This window comes from Micromonospora sp. WMMD961 (assembly GCF_029626145.1).
Classification (GTDB): domain Bacteria; phylum Actinomycetota; class Actinomycetes; order Mycobacteriales; family Micromonosporaceae; genus Micromonospora.
Genome location: NZ_JARUBJ010000002.1, coordinates 5548610 through 5563799, shown reverse-complemented (window position 1 = coordinate 5563799; position 15190 = coordinate 5548610). Strand labels below are relative to the sequence as shown.

Below are 15190 nucleotides of genomic sequence, written 5' to 3'. Positions count from 1 at the left end.
GGGCCGGTGTTGCCGCACCCACGCTCACCCGGCGAGGTCACCGCGGCAGGTAGATCCGCCAGCCGTCGATCGTGACCAGGTCCAGGCCGCCCGCGCGCTGCCGCTCGTCCAGCACGTCCGCCAGCGGTGAGCCGGCCGGCGCGACCCAGGCTGGCGCCGCCGCCCGGTCCACCTCCCGCCGGTACGCGGGGTAGCGGTCGAAACCGGGGCGCAGCGCGTCGTCGACCACGGCGCAGACAACCTGCTCCGCGGTGGCGAAGGTGAGCCGGTTGCAGGTCCAGTAGCCGGCGCGCACCTGCCGTACGCCGAGCTGACGCAGGGTGCGCACCAACTCGGCGTGCCGGGCCTCGGCGGCCCGGGTCGCCGGTGCGGTCTGCGCTGACCGCCAGGTGGCCTGGGCGGCGGTGCCCAGGGTTGCGGCGAGCACCACCACCGCGACCGGACGGGCCAGCGTCGTGGAGACGCCGCGCCGGCCGGTCGCCGCCGGGCGGAGCCCGTGTCGCGCCATCGTCCACACCGGCCAGAGCAGCACCGGAAGGGAGATGAGCAGGCAGGACAGGTAGCGGGAACTCTCCACCGGGGTGAGCCCGGCGGAACTGCTCACCGTGTACGCCCCGAGGGTCACCACGGCGGCCAGCACGAGCGCCAGCCGGGCCGCCGCCGCCACCCGGGGCGACACGCCAGACTCAGCAGCGCCGGCAGAGCCCGAAGCGCCGGCAGAGTCGGCCGGGGCGGGCGAGCGCAGTGCCCGCCAGGCGGTGAGGCCACCGAGGGCCAGCAGCAGCGGCAGGGCGAGCGCCCACCAGAGTTGCCAGGTGGCGCATCGCCCGGGGTCGCAGAAGCCCATCCCCAGCGACGGGCCGAGCAGCAGGCCGCCGTGCAGCCGGTCGACCCAGCCGGCGGTGGCGTTGGCGCCGCTGGCGGCGAGCACCGCATGCAGCGGGTTGCGTCCGTTGAGCAGGCTGTGCAGCAGCAGCGGGGCGGCGCCCAGCACTGCCGCAGCCCCGAGCAGCGCCCCGGCCGCACCCCACAGTTCCCGCCGGCGGAACCCGACGAGCACCGCCCCGGTCGCCACCACGTACGGGAGCACGAGCGGGTCGACCCAGAGCATCAGGCCGGCCAGGAAGCCCCATGCCGCCCAGCGCGCGAGCCGCCACCTCGACCGGCCGGTGGCCAGGTCCACGGCGAGCACCGCCAGCGCGGCCCCGGCCGCGTTCATCTCGGGGTAGCCGCCACCGGCGATGAGTTGGTTCTTGACGATCCGGTCGGAGCCGAGCGCCAGCAACGCCACCACCAGCAGCCCGAACCACCGGTCCCCGGTCAGCCGTAGCGTCAACCGCCAGGCCAGCAGCAGGAACAGCGCGTACAGCGCCAGCGTGGGCAGTCGCAGCCCGAACAGCGACGGCCCACCGCCCAGTGCGAACACCGGCGCGGCCAGGTACGCCTCCAGCGTGCCCATGTACTGCTGGCCGTAGAACCAGACCGGGAAGCCCTCGCCCCGGGCGATGTGCAGCGCGGCCAACCCCATGGTGGCCTCGTCGCTGTTGGTGGGCGGCGCGGCGTGGCCCAGCAACCAGAGTCGGTAACCCACGCCGGCGAGCACGGCCAACGCGGTGAGCCAGCCGGGCACTCCGAGGCGTGCGACGGGCCGCGGACGACCTGCGTCGCGCGGCTGCTCGCGTACCCCGGCGGTCATCGCACGATCATGACACCCGGGCGCCGCACGGTCCGTGCGGCGCTGCCGGTGGGTCAGCCGGCGGTGACGACCGACGCGGCGGCGCGGGCGTCGATGGCCTGCTGGTAGAGCCGGCCGGCCCGGTACGACGAGCGCACCAGCGGCCCGCTCATCACCCCGGCGAAGCCGATCTCCTCGGCCTCCTCGCGCAGCTCCACGAACTCCTCCGGCTTGACCCAGCGGGTCACCGGGTGGTGCCGGGGGGAGGGGCGCAGGTACTGGGTGATGGTGATCAGCTCACAGCCGGCGTCGTGCAGGTCGCGCAGCGCCTGCGAGATCTCGGCACGCTCCTCGCCCATGCCCAGGATGAGGTTGCTCTTGGTGACCAGGCCGTCGGCGCGGGCCTGCCGGATCACGTCCAGCGAGCGGTCGTAGCGGAACGCCGGGCGGATGCGCTTGAAGATGCGCGGCACGGTCTCCACGTTGTGCGCCAGCACCTCCGGGCGGGAACCGAAGACCTCGGCCAGCTGTTCGGGGACGGCGTTGAAGTCCGGGATCAGCAGCTCGACGCCGCAGCCGGGCTGCAGGGCGTGGATCTGCCGGACGGTCTCGGCGTACAGCCACGCGCCGCCGTCGGGCAGGTCGTCGCGGGCGACGCCGGTGATGGTGGCGTACCGCAGGCCCATCGAGACCACCGACTCGGCGACGCGACGCGGCTCGTCGGCGTCGAACTCGGCCGGCTTGCCGGTGTCGATCTGGCAGAAGTCGCAGCGCCGGGTGCACTGGTCGCCACCGATGAGGAAGGTGGCTTCGCGGTCTTCCCAGCACTCGTAGATGTTGGGGCAGCCGGCCTCCTGGCAGACGGTGTGCAGCCCTTCGCGCGAGACGAGCCCGCGCAACTGGGTGTACTCCGGCCCCATCTTGGCCTTGACCTTGATCCATGGCGGTTTGCGCTCGATCGGCGTCTCGGCGTTGCGCGCCTCGATCCGCAGCAGGCGCCGCCCCTCGGGGGCCGCCGTTGCGGTACGCGCTGCCTGGCCGGTCGTCGGCGCGGAGTGCTCGATCGTCACGAAAACGAGCCTACGCCGGACGGCGGGTGTCTATGTGCGTCGGGCGACCGGCGTCACGCCGCAGATGTTGTGACGCCGGACACCGGCATGTCGAAAATAGGCGTCACACGAGAGGGTTTCTGGTGCTACGGTCAGCGCCAACAGCGACGACGGAGCCGAGTAGCGCGCCGACCCGCCAGTGCAGAGAGCCGCCGGTGCTGAGAGGCGGTCTGGCGCCGGTGCGTGAAGACCCTCCCGAGCTGCGGGCAGAACGGCCGAAACGCCCAGTAGAGCCCGCCCGGCTGGCCCCGGTCACCAGGCGACGAACGAGGCCTCCGCTCCGGCGGGGGTGAAGGTGTGGTGGCACCGCGAGGATCCCGCTCGCCCACACCTCCCTGGGGCTGACGCGACGCATCGCCACCCCCGGGCGGCGTCGGCGTGGCGATCGACCGAGGAGCAGCACGCCATGCAGAGAACCCTGTCCCACCACCTGCCGGCCCGGATCGGCGAGACCGTGCGTATCGCCGGCTGGGTGCACCGCCGCCGACTGCTCAAGTCGGTGGCCTTCCTGATCGTGCGGGACGCCGCCGGTCTGGCCCAGGTGGTCGTCACCGACCCGGCCGTCCGCGCCGACCTGGAGAAACTCACCGAGGAGACGGTCGTCGAGGTCACCGCGACGGCCACCGCGAACGGCACCGCGCCCGCCGGGGTCGAGCTGACCGACCCGACGGTACGTCCACTCGGGCCGCCCGCCGTGCCACCACCGTTCGACCTGTACCGGCCGGCGCTCACCGCGAGCCTGCCCACCCAGTTGGACAACGCGCCCACCGCGCTGCGACACCCCACCCGGTCGGCCGCGCTGCGGATCTCGGCGGCGGCGGTCGCCGGGTTCCGGGCCGCCCTGGACGGCCAGGAATTCGTGGAGATCCACACCCCGAAGGTGGTCAGCTCCTCCACCGAGAGCGGGGCGAACGTCTTCGCGCTGGACTGGTTCGGCGGGCCCGCGTACCTGGCCCAGTCACCGCAGTTCTACAAGCAACTGATGGTCGGTGTCTTCGAACGCGTCTACGAGGTGGGGCCGGTCTTCCGGGCCGAGCCGCACGACACCGTCCGGCACCTCGCGCAGTACACGTCGCTCGACGCGGAGCTGGGCTTCGTCGCCGACCACGGGGACGTGATGCGGGTGTTGCGCGACACGGTGGCCGGGATGCTGGGCACGGTGGGCGAGCGGGCCGGTGGTGCGCTGACCACCCTCGGCGTCGAGGTACCGGTCGTGCCCGCGGAGATCCCGGCGGTGGACTTCACCGAGGCGTTGACGATCGCCGGCGCGCCGGCCGACGAGCCGGACCTCGCGCCCGCCCACGAACGGGCGTTGGGCGAGTGGGCCCGGCGCGAACACGGGTCGGACTTCCTCTTCGTCACCGGCTACCCGATGGCGAAGCGCCCGTTCTACACCCACCCGGACCCGGCGCGGCCCGCGTACTCCAACGGGTTCGACCTGCTGTTCCGTGGTCTGGAGCTGGTGACCGGCGGGCAGCGGCTGCACCGGCACGCCGACTACCTGGCGGCGCTCGCGGCGCGGGGCGAGCCGGTCGAGCCGTACGCCGGATACCTGGACGCGTTCCGGCACGGCATGCCGCCGCACGGCGGCTTCGCGATCGGTCTGGAACGGTTCGTCGCCCGCCTGGTCGGCGCGGCCAACATCCGGGAGGTCACCGCGTTCCCGCGTGACCTGCACCGCCTGACCCCGTAGGGACGGTGCGCCGGCTGTGCGCTCAGACCTCGGTCAGGGTGGACAGCCGGCGCTCGACCACCGGCAGCACGTCGGCGACGGTGACCGGGCGGCCCAGCTCGGCGGTGAGTGAGGTGACGCCCGCGTCCCGGATGCCGCACGGCACGATCCGGTCGAAGGACGTCAGGTCGCAGTCGCAGTTGATCGAGAAGCCGTGCAGCGTGACGCCCCGGGCCACCCGGATGCCGATGGCGGCCACCTTGCGGGCCGGCCCCCGGCCGTCAGCGGGCACCCAGACCCCGCTGCGCCCCTCGACCCGGCCGGCGGACAACCCGAACTCGGCGCACACGTCGATGAGCAGCTCTTCGGTCCGGCGTACGTAGGCGACCACGTCCACCGGGTCGGGCAGGCGCAGGATCGGATAGCCGACCAACTGCCCCGGCCCATGCCAGGTGATCTTGCCGCCGCGGTCCACGTCGACGACCGGGGTGCCGTCCATGGGGCGGTCCCACGGTTCGGTGCGCTTGCCCGCGGTGTAGACGCTCGGGTGCTCCAGCAGCAGCACGGTGTCGCCGCGCTCGCCAGCCACCACCGACTCGTGCAGGCGCCGCTGCTCGTCCCAGGCGGCCTGGTAGTCGAGCAGGCCGGCACGGACGGCCGTCAGGCCGGGGGTCGTCGTCGTCACGGCAACCAGCCTAGTCCCGCTACTGGCGATCATCCCTGGTGAGCCGCCTCACCAGGGATGATCACACCCGGAGTCGACGGATCACCGGTCGGCGGGCGGGATGCGCCAGAGCCACACGTCGTCGACCCGCTGCGGTTCGCCGAACAGGGCGGTCCCGGTACGCCGCAGCGCCTCCTCGTCGACCTCGAACTTCGCGCCGTGCACCTCGTCGGCGAGCACCACCGTCTCGATCCGCCAGTGCCGCAGGTCCGACTGGACCGCCTGGATAGTCCCGTCGGTGATGATCGGCACCAAGCCGGTGCGACCGGCCTGGTCCATGAGGGCGCTCAGGGTGCGCGGGATCGGGCCGATCCGACCACGCCCGTCCGGCCCGCCGGGCCCGAGGAAGAACCCGCCGGGGATCTCGAACTCGCCCTGCCGGTGCGACAACGCGTACGCCTGCCAGCGCTGGCCGTCCGGGTAGATGTCCACGGCCAGCGGCACCGGGGTGAGCACCCCGTTCGGCGACACGTACTCCCGCCACGTGCCGGAGGTGATGAACCGTGGGATCGGTTCCCGCTCGTCGGTCAGCAGCGGGGTGGGCAGCAACGGCACCAGGGCCACCGCGAACCCGAGCAGCCAGGCAAGTTCCGTGGAACGGTGCCGCAGTGGTGCGGCGCGCAACTGGTCGACGGCGTACGCCAGTAACAGCCCGATCACCGGCGCGACGATCAGCGCCAGCCGGGCGGGCAGCGCGGCGTTCACCACCGGGAGTTGACCGAGCAGGTCGAACGGCATGGGCAGGTCGGTGCGGTGCCCGTCGACCTTGGCGACCGGGCCGAAGGAGAGCACCGAGAAGATCAGCGCCAGGGCGCCCAGTGCCCAGAGGGTGGCCCGGCGGCTCGCGTCGGCCCGCCGCCAGAGCGCGACGAAGCAGACCACGGTGAGGATCAGCAGCGGGATGCCGAAGAAGGAGTTCTCCTCCGTCGGATTCGGTGCGAGCGAGGTGCCGAGCCCCGCCTCGCCGGCCAGCGAACGGCGCGGGAAGGCGGCGAACGCCGCGATGTCCTCGGAGTGGATCACCGGGTCGAAGCCGGTGCCGTGGAACCGTTGCGGCCCGGCGAAGTGCAGCCACAGCGGGTACGACAGCAGCACACCGGCGACCACGGCGGTCACCCCGAGCCCGCGCAGGAAGGTGGGCAGCGCGGCGCGTGCCTCGGCCCGGTTGGCCGGGTGCAGCGCCCAGACGGCGACGAACACCCCGAGTGCCAGCGCGGTGAAGAAGAGCCCTTCGGCGGCGATCGAGAAGGCCACCGCGACCAGCACCCCGAGGATCACCCCGTCGCGGAGCCAGTGCCCCGATCGGCGCAGCGCGAACAGCCGCCAGATCAGCAGCGGCACCAGCCAGCCGGCGGTCCAGTTCAGGTGGGCGTTGGCGTGCGACACCATGCCGGGGGAGTAGGCGATGAACAGGGCGCCGACCCCGGCGGCCAGCCGGCTGCGGACCAGGTGCCGGGAGAGGAACCAGTACCAGGCCAGCGCGGTGGCGAGCAGGTTCAGGGTGAGGATCACCAGGAACGTCGCCGGCGGCCCGATCAGGTACGTGAGAGGGGCGAACACCACCGCGTACACCGTGATCGAGGTGTTGACCGCGAGGTTCACGCCGTCCGGGACGTTGATCAGGTAGGTGAAGAGCGGGTTGTCGCCGTGGGTGACCGCGTGCCCGCCGAAGGCCAGCAGCCACTCGAAGAGCGCCTGGTCGCTGGAGTTGACGGTGATGGTGCGACCGTTCGGATCCCGCCACAGCCCACTTGTCACCCAGACGGCGAGCGCGAGCGCCACCAGTACGACGATCAGGTCGGCCCGGCGGTCCCGGACGACGCGCGGCGGTGACGCTGGTGCGGGCCCGGTGGCCAGCGACGGGGAGGACGGCACGCAGCGGACGTTACCAACCGGACCTGGACAGGCCGGTCAGACCGGCGGTTGTGGCGGGTTCCCCTTCCGATCCGGTGGTCGCTGGTTCGGCGTACACAGCGGCTGCGGTAAATGTGTGAGTGTGCCCCATGTCATAGCGGCGACACATCGTCGTAACGTCTCGGCAATTCGACCGTGACCCAGTTCACAGTCCGCCCCTTCAGGAGGCTGCCGTGCGCCGCTCCCCGTCCACCCTCGCCCGGCTGATCGGCGCGGTCGCTGGGCTCGCCCTCGCCCTGACCGGCGCGTTCGCCATCGCCGCAGCACCCGCCCAGGCCGCCACCCTCACCCAGGTCACCGGCTTCGGCTCCAACCCGGGCAACCTCGCCATGTACGCCTATCGACCGGACAACCTTCCGGCGAACTCCCCGGCCGTCGTCCTCCTGCACGGGTGCACCCAGAACGCCTCCGGCTACTTCGCCAACTCCGGCTGGCAGAAGTACGCCGACCAGTGGAAGTTCGCCCTGATCGTCGCCCAGCAACCCTCCGGCAACAACGCCAACTCCTGCTTCAACTTCTTCGAGTCCGGTGACACCGCCCGAGGTCAGGGTGAGGCGCTGTCGATCAAGCAGATGGTCGACCACGCCAAGACGAACTTCGGCGTGAACGCCTCCCGGGTCTACGTCAGCGGTCTGTCCGCCGGCGGGGCGATGAGCGCCGTCATGCTCGCCACCTACCCGGACGTCTTCGCCGCCGGATCGATCATCGCCGGGATCCCGTACCGCTGCGCCACCAGCATGGTCAACGCGTTCAGCTGCATGAGCCCGGGTTCGGACAAGACCCCGGCCGCATGGGGTGACCTGGTGCGGGGCGCGTACTCCGGCTACACCGGCCCGCGCCCCCGGGTGGCCATCTGGCACGGCACCTCGGACTACACGGTCGCCCCGCTCAACGCCACCGAGTCCCGCGACCAGTGGACCAACGTGCGGGGCGTCTCGCAGACCCCGACCAGCACGTCGTCGCTGCCCGGCAACACGACCCTGGAGGTGTACGGCAACGACGACGTGCGGCTCTACCGGGTCTCCGGGATGGGCCACGGCACCCCGGTCGACCCGGGCTCCGCAGCGGACCAGTGCGGCACCGCCGGCGCGTACTTCCTGGACACCATCTGCTCGACGTACCGGGACGCGCTCTTCTTCGGTCTGAACGGCGGCGGCACCACCCCGACCCCCACCCCGACGGTCACGCCGACCCCCACGGCCACCCCGACCCCGACCCCGACGCCCACCCCGACCGTGCCGGCGACCTGCGTGACGGCCAGCAACTACGCCCACGTGGCGGCCGGCCGGGCCTACCAGTCCGGTGGTTACGCCTACGCCAACGGTTCCAACCAGCGGATGGGTCTCTACAACACCTTCTACACCAGCGCCCTCAAGCAGACCGGCCCCAACTACTGGGTGATCGGCTGCTGACCCACCCGATCTCCCCGGTTGATCATGAAGTTATTGCCACGACACGCCGAAGCGAGTGGCAATAACTTCATGGTCGACGGGGTCATGGTGTGGGGTTCAGGGCTGCGGTCAGGGCGGTGGGGAGATCAGGATGGTGGTAGCGGTAGCCGGCTTTCGTGAGGACGCCGGGGAGGACTCTGGTGCTGGTGAGGGCCTCGTGGGCGAAGCCGCCGAGGGCCACCTTGAGCGCCAGCGCGGGGATCGGGATGATCGCCGGCCGGTGTAGCTGGCGGGCCAGCTCCCGGGTGAAGTCGGCGTTCGTCACCGGGTTCGGCCCCACCACGTTCACCGGGCCGGAGATCTCGTCGCGGGCCAGCAGGAAGAGCGTCGCGTCCAGCCAATCCTTCATCGAGATCCACGGCAGCCACTGCCGGCCGCTGCCCAGTCGGCCGGCGATGCCCAGCTTGAACGGCAACAGTTGCGGCTTGAGCAGCCCGCCGTCGCGGTCCAGCGGCAGGCCGGTGCGCAGCCGGACCACGCGTACCCCGGCGTCCTCGGCCGGCCGGGTCGCGGCCTCCCACACCCGGCAGACGTCGGCCAGAAAGCCCTCGCCGGCCGGCGCGTCCTCCTCGACGGCCCGGTCGCCGGTGTTGCCGTACCACCCCACGGCCGAGGAGTTGAGCAACACCCGCGGTCGGTCGGCGGCGGAAAGCCCGGCGATGGTGGCCGCCAGCGTGGTGGTGCTGTCCACCCGGCTGGTGCGGATCAACCGCCGGTAGTCGTCGTCCCAGCGCTTGTCGCCGACGCCCGCGCCGGCCAGGTTGACGACCGCGTCCGCCTCGGCGACCACGGCCGGGTCGAGATGCCCGGCGGCCGGGTCCCACCGCCGCTCCTGCGGGTCGCGTGGCGGCCGTCGGACCAGCCGGGTGATCTGGTGCCCGTCCGCCGCGAGCCGGTCGGCCAGCCGGGTGCCGAGGAAGCCGGACGCGCCGGCCAGAAGGATGCGCATACCCTCATCTTCGTCCAGAACGCCACCGGGAGATGCAGGGGACGGCCACCGGCGGGCGTTCCGGCGAAGAAATGTGCGCGGAATCCTCGTGCCGCGGGAAACCGCAGGTCAACGGGCATACCGGCGACCGAAAAAGGATGCCACGCGGATTCGACGGTCAACACGTTTCCGCAGGTCAGAGCGAACGTGAATGCGGTGTTCGCGATTGCTTCCGGCATCGATCTGGCTGACCATGAGCCATCCGAGAGTGCCCCCGTTCGGCGGGGTCGGCTCGCCGTGCCCGCCGTCGGGCGACCCCTGAGGAGGAACCGTGCCGATCCTGGTGACCGGAGCGACCGGGACCGTCGGAGGCAGCGTGGTCCTGCAACTGGTGAGCGCCGGCCACGACGTACGCGCACTGACCCGCGATCCCGCGTCGCCAGCAGCCACCGCGCTGCCGGAGCGGGTGGAGGTGGTGGCGGGGGACTTCGCCAGGCCCCACACGCTGGTCGCGGCGCTGCGCGGCGTGACGCGCATGCACCTCGTCGCGATGGACGGGCACGGCCCGCTGACCACCGGCCCCGAGATCCTGGAACTGGCCCGGCAGGCCGGCGTCCGCCGGGTCACCCATCTCGGCCACAACGATCCGAGCCGGGCCGACGACGACCCGATCGAGGCACCCCACCGGCCGCTGCACCGGGCCGTCGAGAACTCGGGCCTGGAGTGGACACACGTCTTCCCGGGCGAGTTCATGGCGAACACCCGCGAGTGGGCGGCTGGCATTCGCGCCGAGGGGGTGGTGCGGGCGCCGTTCGGGGACTGGAACAGCGCGCTGGTCCACGAGGCGGACATCGCCTCGGTCATCGTGGCCGCGCTGACCGAGGACGGCCACGCCGGCCGGGTGTACCAGCCGACCGGGCCGGAGCCGGTCCGCCGCCGGGACGCGGTCCGGTTGATCGGCGAGGCGATCGGCCGTCCGGTGCGCTTCGACGAGCTGACCCCGGAGCAGGCCCGCCAGCACTGGAAGGACCACTACCCGACCGAGGTGATCGAGTGGTTCCTGGAGATGGGGCGCTATGCCGACAGCAGCGGCTGGGTCGCCCCGGACGTCGAGCAGGTGACCGGACGCCCCGGGCGCACGTTCCGGCAGTGGGCCGCAGAGCACGCGGACGACTTCCGGTGACGACGCCCGGGGCGAGGACCGGCCCGGTGGTCAGGCCGCGTGGGCCGGGCGCAGGTCGGCGAGCAGTTGCTCCACCTCGGCGTACGCCTCGGCGTCGAGCGGGCCGAGCGCCAGGGTGGCCAGGTTCTCCTCGGCCTGGGCCACAGTGCGCAGGCCAGGGATCGGCACCGTACGCGGGCTGCGCGCCAGCAGCCAGCCCAGCGCGCCCTGCGCGAGGGTGCGCCCGTCCGCGGTGAGCGCCTCGCGGACCTGCTCGACCCGGGCCGCCCAGCGTGGCGTCGGCCGGCCGTCGGTGAACCACTCCAGCCACTCCGGTGCCCGTCCGCGCACGTCGTCCGCCCCGACCGCCCGGGTCGACCCGGTGAGCAACCCCATCGCCAGCGGCCCACGGTTGAGGCTGGCCAGGTCGTGCTCGTCGCAGACCGCCAGCACCGCCGCGTTGTCCCGCAGCACCGACTCGTCGTGCTGGATGGCGGCGCAGTGCGGGCCGGCCGCCGCGAACGCCTCCGCCGAGGCCGGGTCGTCGGTGCTCCACCCGTACGCCCGGATCTTGCCCTGGTCGACCAGGGCTTCCAGGGTGTCGACCAGGTCGAGCGCGGCGGGCACCGGCAGCTCGTTGAGGTGCAGTTGGTAGAGGTCGACGTGGTCGGTGCCGAGCCGGCGCAGCGAGTCTTCCAGACTGCGTACCGCGAAGGCCGGGCTGGCGTCGGTGCCGAGCGCCCGCCGGGTGGCCTCCTCGCTGACGTTGCCGAACTTGGTGGCGATCACCACGCTGTCCCGCCGTCCGGCCAAGGCCTGACCGAGGACCCGCTCGCTGTGCCCGGCGCCGTAGTTGCTGGCCGTGTCGAACAGGGTCACCCCGAGGTCGAGCGCGCGGTGGATGGTGCGGATCGACTCGTCGTCGTCCACCTCGCCCCAGCCGAACGGCTGCCGGTCGTCACCCCAGAGCGGGCCGCCGATGGCCCAGCACCCCATTCCGATCGCGCTCACCGTGATGCCGCTGCGTCCCAGCGTCCGTGTCGTCGTCATGGTGACCAGCCTCCAACCTGGAGCGCGCTCCAGGTCAAGCGCTACCATCTCGCGGCATGAGCGGTTACGCCCCCTCGGAGGCCGCCCGTCGCAGCGGCTTCAGCCTGGACACCCTGCGGTACTACGAGAAGATCGGCCTGCTCGCCGACGTGGATCGGACGGCGGGTGGGCAGCGGGTCTTCACCGACGACGACCTCGGCTGGCTGGAGCTGTTCCGTTGCCTGCGCGACACCGGGATGCCGATCGCGCAGATGCGCCGCTACGCGCAACTGGCCCGCGAGGGCGAGCACACCGCCGACGAGCGTCGCGAGCTGCTGCAACACCACGCGGTACGGGTCGAGGAGCAGATGGACCTGCTCCAGCGCCAGTACGAGCACCTCCGGGAGAAGATCCGCTACTACGAGCGGCTGCCCGGCCCGTCGTCATGACGGTGGCTGCGACCGGCCGTTGCGGAGTCGCTCACGCCTCAGCCGGGCGGCGCGGTCAGGCCGAGGAGATCCTCGGCTGTCCCGGGTCGACCGGTGAGCGCGTTCAGGGCGGTGACCAGCCGCTTCTCCTCGTAGCGGAAGTGCGACTGGAGGAGTGCGGCCAACCCGTCCAGCTCACCGCGTACCTGGTCGACCGGCACGGCGACGTCGCCGGCCAGTAACGCCTCGACCCGCTCCAGGATGCCCGCCACCACCTCGTGATCGGTGACCAGGTTCGCGATCACCGGACGCAGTTCGGGGACCTGTTCGGCCAGCACCCGGAACGCGCCGGCGTCCTCACCGGTGTGGTGTCGTCCGAGGGCGGTGCAGAAGGCCAGGCAGTGCGCCCGCAGATCCCGGGACGGGGCGTCGAGGTCTGCCGTGAGACGGGCCAGTTCCGCGCTGAGCCAGAGGTGGATCTCGATCATCTGATTGCCGACGGCGGCGAGCCGGTCGGCCGGTGAACCCGTTGGGTGCACGTTCGTCCCATGCTGTCCCCGCGCCTCCATGCCCACGGCGGCCTTCGTGCCGGGTACACCGCGACGCTGCGCCGAAGTCTAGACGTTCCCCAACCCGGGAAGGCCGGAGTCACGGCGTGGTCGGTTCGTCGCTCTCCGGGACGTCGTGCCACCGTGCACGCCAGGCCGCCTCGTGCGCCTCGTGGGTGGTCCGCTCCTGGAAGACGGCGGACCGCAGCGCGTGCCGGGACTGGGACATCACCAACACCTCCACTGCCACCAGACCCACACAGATCACCGCCGCGAGGGTGAGCGTGCCCAGCGCCGGCAGATGCTGACCGATCGGGAGCGCCGCCGTGAGCGCCACTATGACGCCGACCCTGGTCCAGCTGACGGTGTGCAGGGTGCGCAGCTGGAACGCCAGGTTGACCGCGAAGTAGCAGATCAACCCGCCGAAGAGCATCGGCACCGCCGGACCGTCGACCGCTTCGGCGATCCCGCCGGCCGGGTCGGTGATCTTGTGCAGGATCTCCTCGTTGCCGATGGAGAAGAGGATCACGCCGGCGATCATCAGCAGGTAGAGATACGCGTACGCGTCGCGGGCCATCGCCACCCGGGGTGCGCCCTCCGCCGCGTGCAGGGCGATCCGGGCGGCCGGTCCGATGAAGTCGAAGTGGGCCCACCAGAGGGCGGCGGTGATCACGATGCCGAGCGCCGCGGCGGCCACCGCCGGCCAGGTGACCGGCTTGCCGAGCAGGTTGCCGCCCACCCCCGTGGAAATGATCGACTCGCCCAGCGCGATGATCAGGATGAGGTCGTAGCGCTCGGTCCAGTGCTCGGCGCTGGTCACCCCCCAGCCCCAGGTGCCGACGATGAAGCCGGTCGCGTACTGCACCACCACCACGATGATCCACAACCCGTCACGGACCAGGGCGGCGTCGTCCGGATCGGCGATCTGCGGCGGGATCAGCGCGGCGGCCAGCAGCAGCACGATGCTCACCGCCAGCTCCGGGGCGAAGCGCCGCAACTGCCGGCGCTCCTGCGGGCTGTCCCGCACCACGTGCTGGTAAAGGATCATGTGTACGGCCCGGACCACGACGTAGCTGATGGCGACCAGCATCGGGCCGGCGGCGCTGCCCTTCGGGTCGCTGAACGCCTGCGGCAGCGCCAACGCGAACGCGAACAGGGCGACCATCGCGATCACCATGAGCGCCGGGACGTAACCCTCGCCGAGCCGGACCCGGGTGGCGACCAGGCTGTGCACCACCCAGATCCACCAGAGCACGGCGAGCACCAGGCCGGCGTGCAGCAGTTGCCGACCGGAGATGTTCGCGGCGGTGGCTCGGGTGATGATGAAGAACGAGAAGACGAAGACCAGGTCGAAGAAGACCTCGAACTTGTCGACCCGGGCACCGGGAGCGATCGGGACAGCCGGTCCCAGTTGCCCACGCCGCCGGTAGCCGCCCACGCCCCCACTCTGGCAGCGTCCGCGCTGGTCGGAGGGGTGAACGGCGATGGCGGCGGCCTCCCGCGTTACCTCCGGTCCGGGCCGGGAAACCAGCCGGACTGCGGCCCACGGCAGCCGCCGGTCGGTCCCACCCACCCGGACAAGGATGAGTCATGACCACGAACAACCCGATCACCACCTCGTTCACCCATCACTCCACCGCCACGGAGGTGATCCAGGGCGTCGACCTCGTCCGGCGACGGGCGATCGTGACCGGTGGGTCGTCCGGCATCGGTGTGGAGACAGCCCGCGCGCTGGCCGGCGCCGGGGCGGAGGTCACCCTGGCGGTCCGCAACCCCGACGCCGGCCAGAAGGTCGCCGACGACATCACCGGCACCACCGGCAACGACCGGGTCCTGGTCGCCCCGCTCGACCTCGCCGACCAGGGCTCGATAGCCGACTTCGTCGCCAACTGGGACGGCCCGCTGCACATCCTGGTGAACAACGCCGGCATCATGGCCGCGCCCCTGTCCCGCACGCCACAGGGCTGGGAGATGCAGTTCGCCACCAACCACCTGGGGCACTTCGCGCTCGCCACCGGGCTCCGCCCGGCACTCGCGGCCGGTGACGGGGCCCGGATCGTCTCGGTCAGCTCCGCCGCCCACCTGCGCTCACCGGTGGTCTTCGAGGACATCCAGTACGAGCGCCGGGAGTACGAGCCGTGGCAGGCGTACGGGCAGTCCAAGACGGCCAACGTGCTGTTCGCCGTGGAGGCGACCCGCCGCTGGTCCGACGACGGCATCTTCACCAACTCGCTGACGCCCGGTGCGATCCGGACCAACCTGCAGCGTTACGTCAGCGAGGAGGAGCTGAACCGGATACGGGCGGGCAACGCGGCGGCCTGGAAGACCGTCGAGCAGGGTGCCGCCACCTCCGTCCTGGTCGCCGCGTCACCACTGCTCGACGAGGTGGGCGGGCGTTACTTCGAGGACTGCCAGCAGGCCGCACCCGCCCAGCCGGGCCAGCGGACCGGGGTCGCTGACTACGCGCTGGACCCGGAGGCCGCCGAGCGGCTCTGGCAGGTGTCGACCGCCCTGCTCAAGAGCTGAGGCCGGAACGGAAAGGGCGCCCCG

13 protein-coding genes are annotated in these 15190 nt (G+C 72.0%); 5 read left to right on the top strand and 8 right to left on the bottom strand.

Annotation, left to right across the window (positions count from 1 at the left end; translation table 11 throughout):
• Positions 1–37: 37 nt before the first annotated feature.
• Both O7614_RS25050 and lipA read right to left on the bottom strand, forming a co-directional pair.
• Entirely contained in the window at positions 38–1696 is a 1659-nt protein-coding gene (locus O7614_RS25050; RefSeq protein ID WP_278140893.1) for a hypothetical protein, read from the bottom strand.
• A 53-nt stretch (positions 1697–1749) separates the two neighbouring features.
• On the bottom strand, positions 1750–2745 hold the full coding sequence (gene lipA, locus O7614_RS25045) for a lipoyl synthase (protein WP_278140892.1): 996 nt from the start codon (positions 2743–2745) through the stop codon (positions 1750–1752).
• Positions 2746–3190: 445 nt separating this feature from the next.
• On the opposite strand from lipA, the gene aspS reads away from it, so the two are divergent.
• Entirely contained in the window at positions 3191–4477 is a 1287-nt protein-coding gene (aspS, locus tag O7614_RS25040) for an aspartate--tRNA(Asn) ligase (RefSeq protein WP_278140890.1), read from the top strand.
• 22 nt (positions 4478–4499) lie between these two features.
• Here aspS and lipB read toward each other — a convergent pair whose 3' ends face one another.
• Positions 4500–5141 (bottom strand): lipoyl(octanoyl) transferase LipB, encoded by a 642-nt coding sequence (gene lipB, locus O7614_RS25035; RefSeq protein ID WP_278140889.1) that lies wholly within the window; start codon positions 5139–5141, stop codon positions 4500–4502.
• 81 nt (positions 5142–5222) lie between these two features.
• Positions 5223–7055 carry a DUF2079 domain-containing protein gene (locus O7614_RS25030; protein WP_278140888.1) on the bottom strand — a complete coding sequence of 611 codons (1833 nt, stop codon included), beginning with the start codon at positions 7053–7055 and terminating at the stop codon, positions 5223–5225.
• A 212-nt stretch (positions 7056–7267) separates the two neighbouring features.
• Between O7614_RS25030 and O7614_RS25025 the strand changes: the two genes are divergently transcribed.
• A complete protein-coding gene (locus O7614_RS25025; protein ID WP_278140887.1) occupies positions 7268–8506 on the top strand; it encodes a PHB depolymerase family esterase in 1239 nt (412 codons plus the stop codon).
• Between the two features lie 82 nt (positions 8507–8588).
• Here O7614_RS25025 and O7614_RS25020 read toward each other — a convergent pair whose 3' ends face one another.
• Positions 8589–9494, bottom strand: coding sequence for a TIGR01777 family oxidoreductase (locus tag O7614_RS25020; RefSeq protein WP_278140886.1), 906 nt, complete (start codon positions 9492–9494; stop codon positions 8589–8591).
• Positions 9495–9804: 310 nt separating this feature from the next.
• Between O7614_RS25020 and O7614_RS25015 the strand changes: the two genes are divergently transcribed.
• Positions 9805–10656, top strand: coding sequence for an NAD(P)H-binding protein (locus O7614_RS25015; protein ID WP_278140885.1), 852 nt, complete (start codon positions 9805–9807; stop codon positions 10654–10656).
• Between the two features lie 30 nt (positions 10657–10686).
• On the opposite strand, the gene O7614_RS25010 is transcribed toward O7614_RS25015, so the two are convergent.
• A complete protein-coding gene (locus O7614_RS25010; RefSeq protein ID WP_278140884.1) occupies positions 10687–11685 on the bottom strand; it encodes an aldo/keto reductase in 999 nt (332 codons plus the stop codon).
• Positions 11686–11741: 56 nt separating this feature from the next.
• On the opposite strand from O7614_RS25010, the gene O7614_RS25005 reads away from it, so the two are divergent.
• Positions 11742–12113, top strand: coding sequence for a MerR family transcriptional regulator (locus O7614_RS25005; RefSeq protein ID WP_278140883.1), 372 nt, complete (start codon positions 11742–11744; stop codon positions 12111–12113).
• Positions 12114–12151: 38 nt separating this feature from the next.
• Here the strand turns inward: O7614_RS25005 and O7614_RS25000 are convergent, their stop codons facing one another.
• Together O7614_RS25000 and O7614_RS24995 are read right to left on the bottom strand one after the other, a co-directional pair.
• Entirely contained in the window at positions 12152–12631 is a 480-nt protein-coding gene (locus O7614_RS25000) for a hemerythrin domain-containing protein (protein ID WP_278140882.1), read from the bottom strand.
• Between the two features lie 109 nt (positions 12632–12740).
• On the bottom strand, positions 12741–14078 hold the full coding sequence (locus O7614_RS24995; protein WP_278140881.1) for a low temperature requirement protein A: 1338 nt from the start codon (positions 14076–14078) through the stop codon (positions 12741–12743).
• A 152-nt stretch (positions 14079–14230) separates the two neighbouring features.
• Here O7614_RS24995 and O7614_RS24990 point away from each other — a divergent pair, with 152 nt between their 5' ends.
• Entirely contained in the window at positions 14231–15166 is a 936-nt protein-coding gene (locus O7614_RS24990; protein ID WP_278140880.1) for an SDR family NAD(P)-dependent oxidoreductase, read from the top strand.
• Positions 15167–15190 lie beyond the last annotated feature (24 nt).

Coding starts and splice junctions, on each gene's coding strand:
- aspS (WP_278140890.1), top strand. CDS start 3,191: ATGCAGAGAACCCTGTCCCACCACCTGCCGGCCCGGATCGGCGAGACC.
- O7614_RS25050 (WP_278140893.1), bottom strand. CDS start 1,696: ATGACCGCCGGGGTACGCGAGCAGCCGCGCGACGCAGGTCGTCCGCGG.
- O7614_RS25020 (WP_278140886.1), bottom strand. CDS start 9,494: ATGCGCATCCTTCTGGCCGGCGCGTCCGGCTTCCTCGGCACCCGGCTG.
- O7614_RS25005 (WP_278140883.1), top strand. CDS start 11,742: ATGAGCGGTTACGCCCCCTCGGAGGCCGCCCGTCGCAGCGGCTTCAGC.
- O7614_RS24990 (WP_278140880.1), top strand. CDS start 14,231: ATGACCACGAACAACCCGATCACCACCTCGTTCACCCATCACTCCACC.
- O7614_RS25010 (WP_278140884.1), bottom strand. CDS start 11,685: ATGACGACGACACGGACGCTGGGACGCAGCGGCATCACGGTGAGCGCG.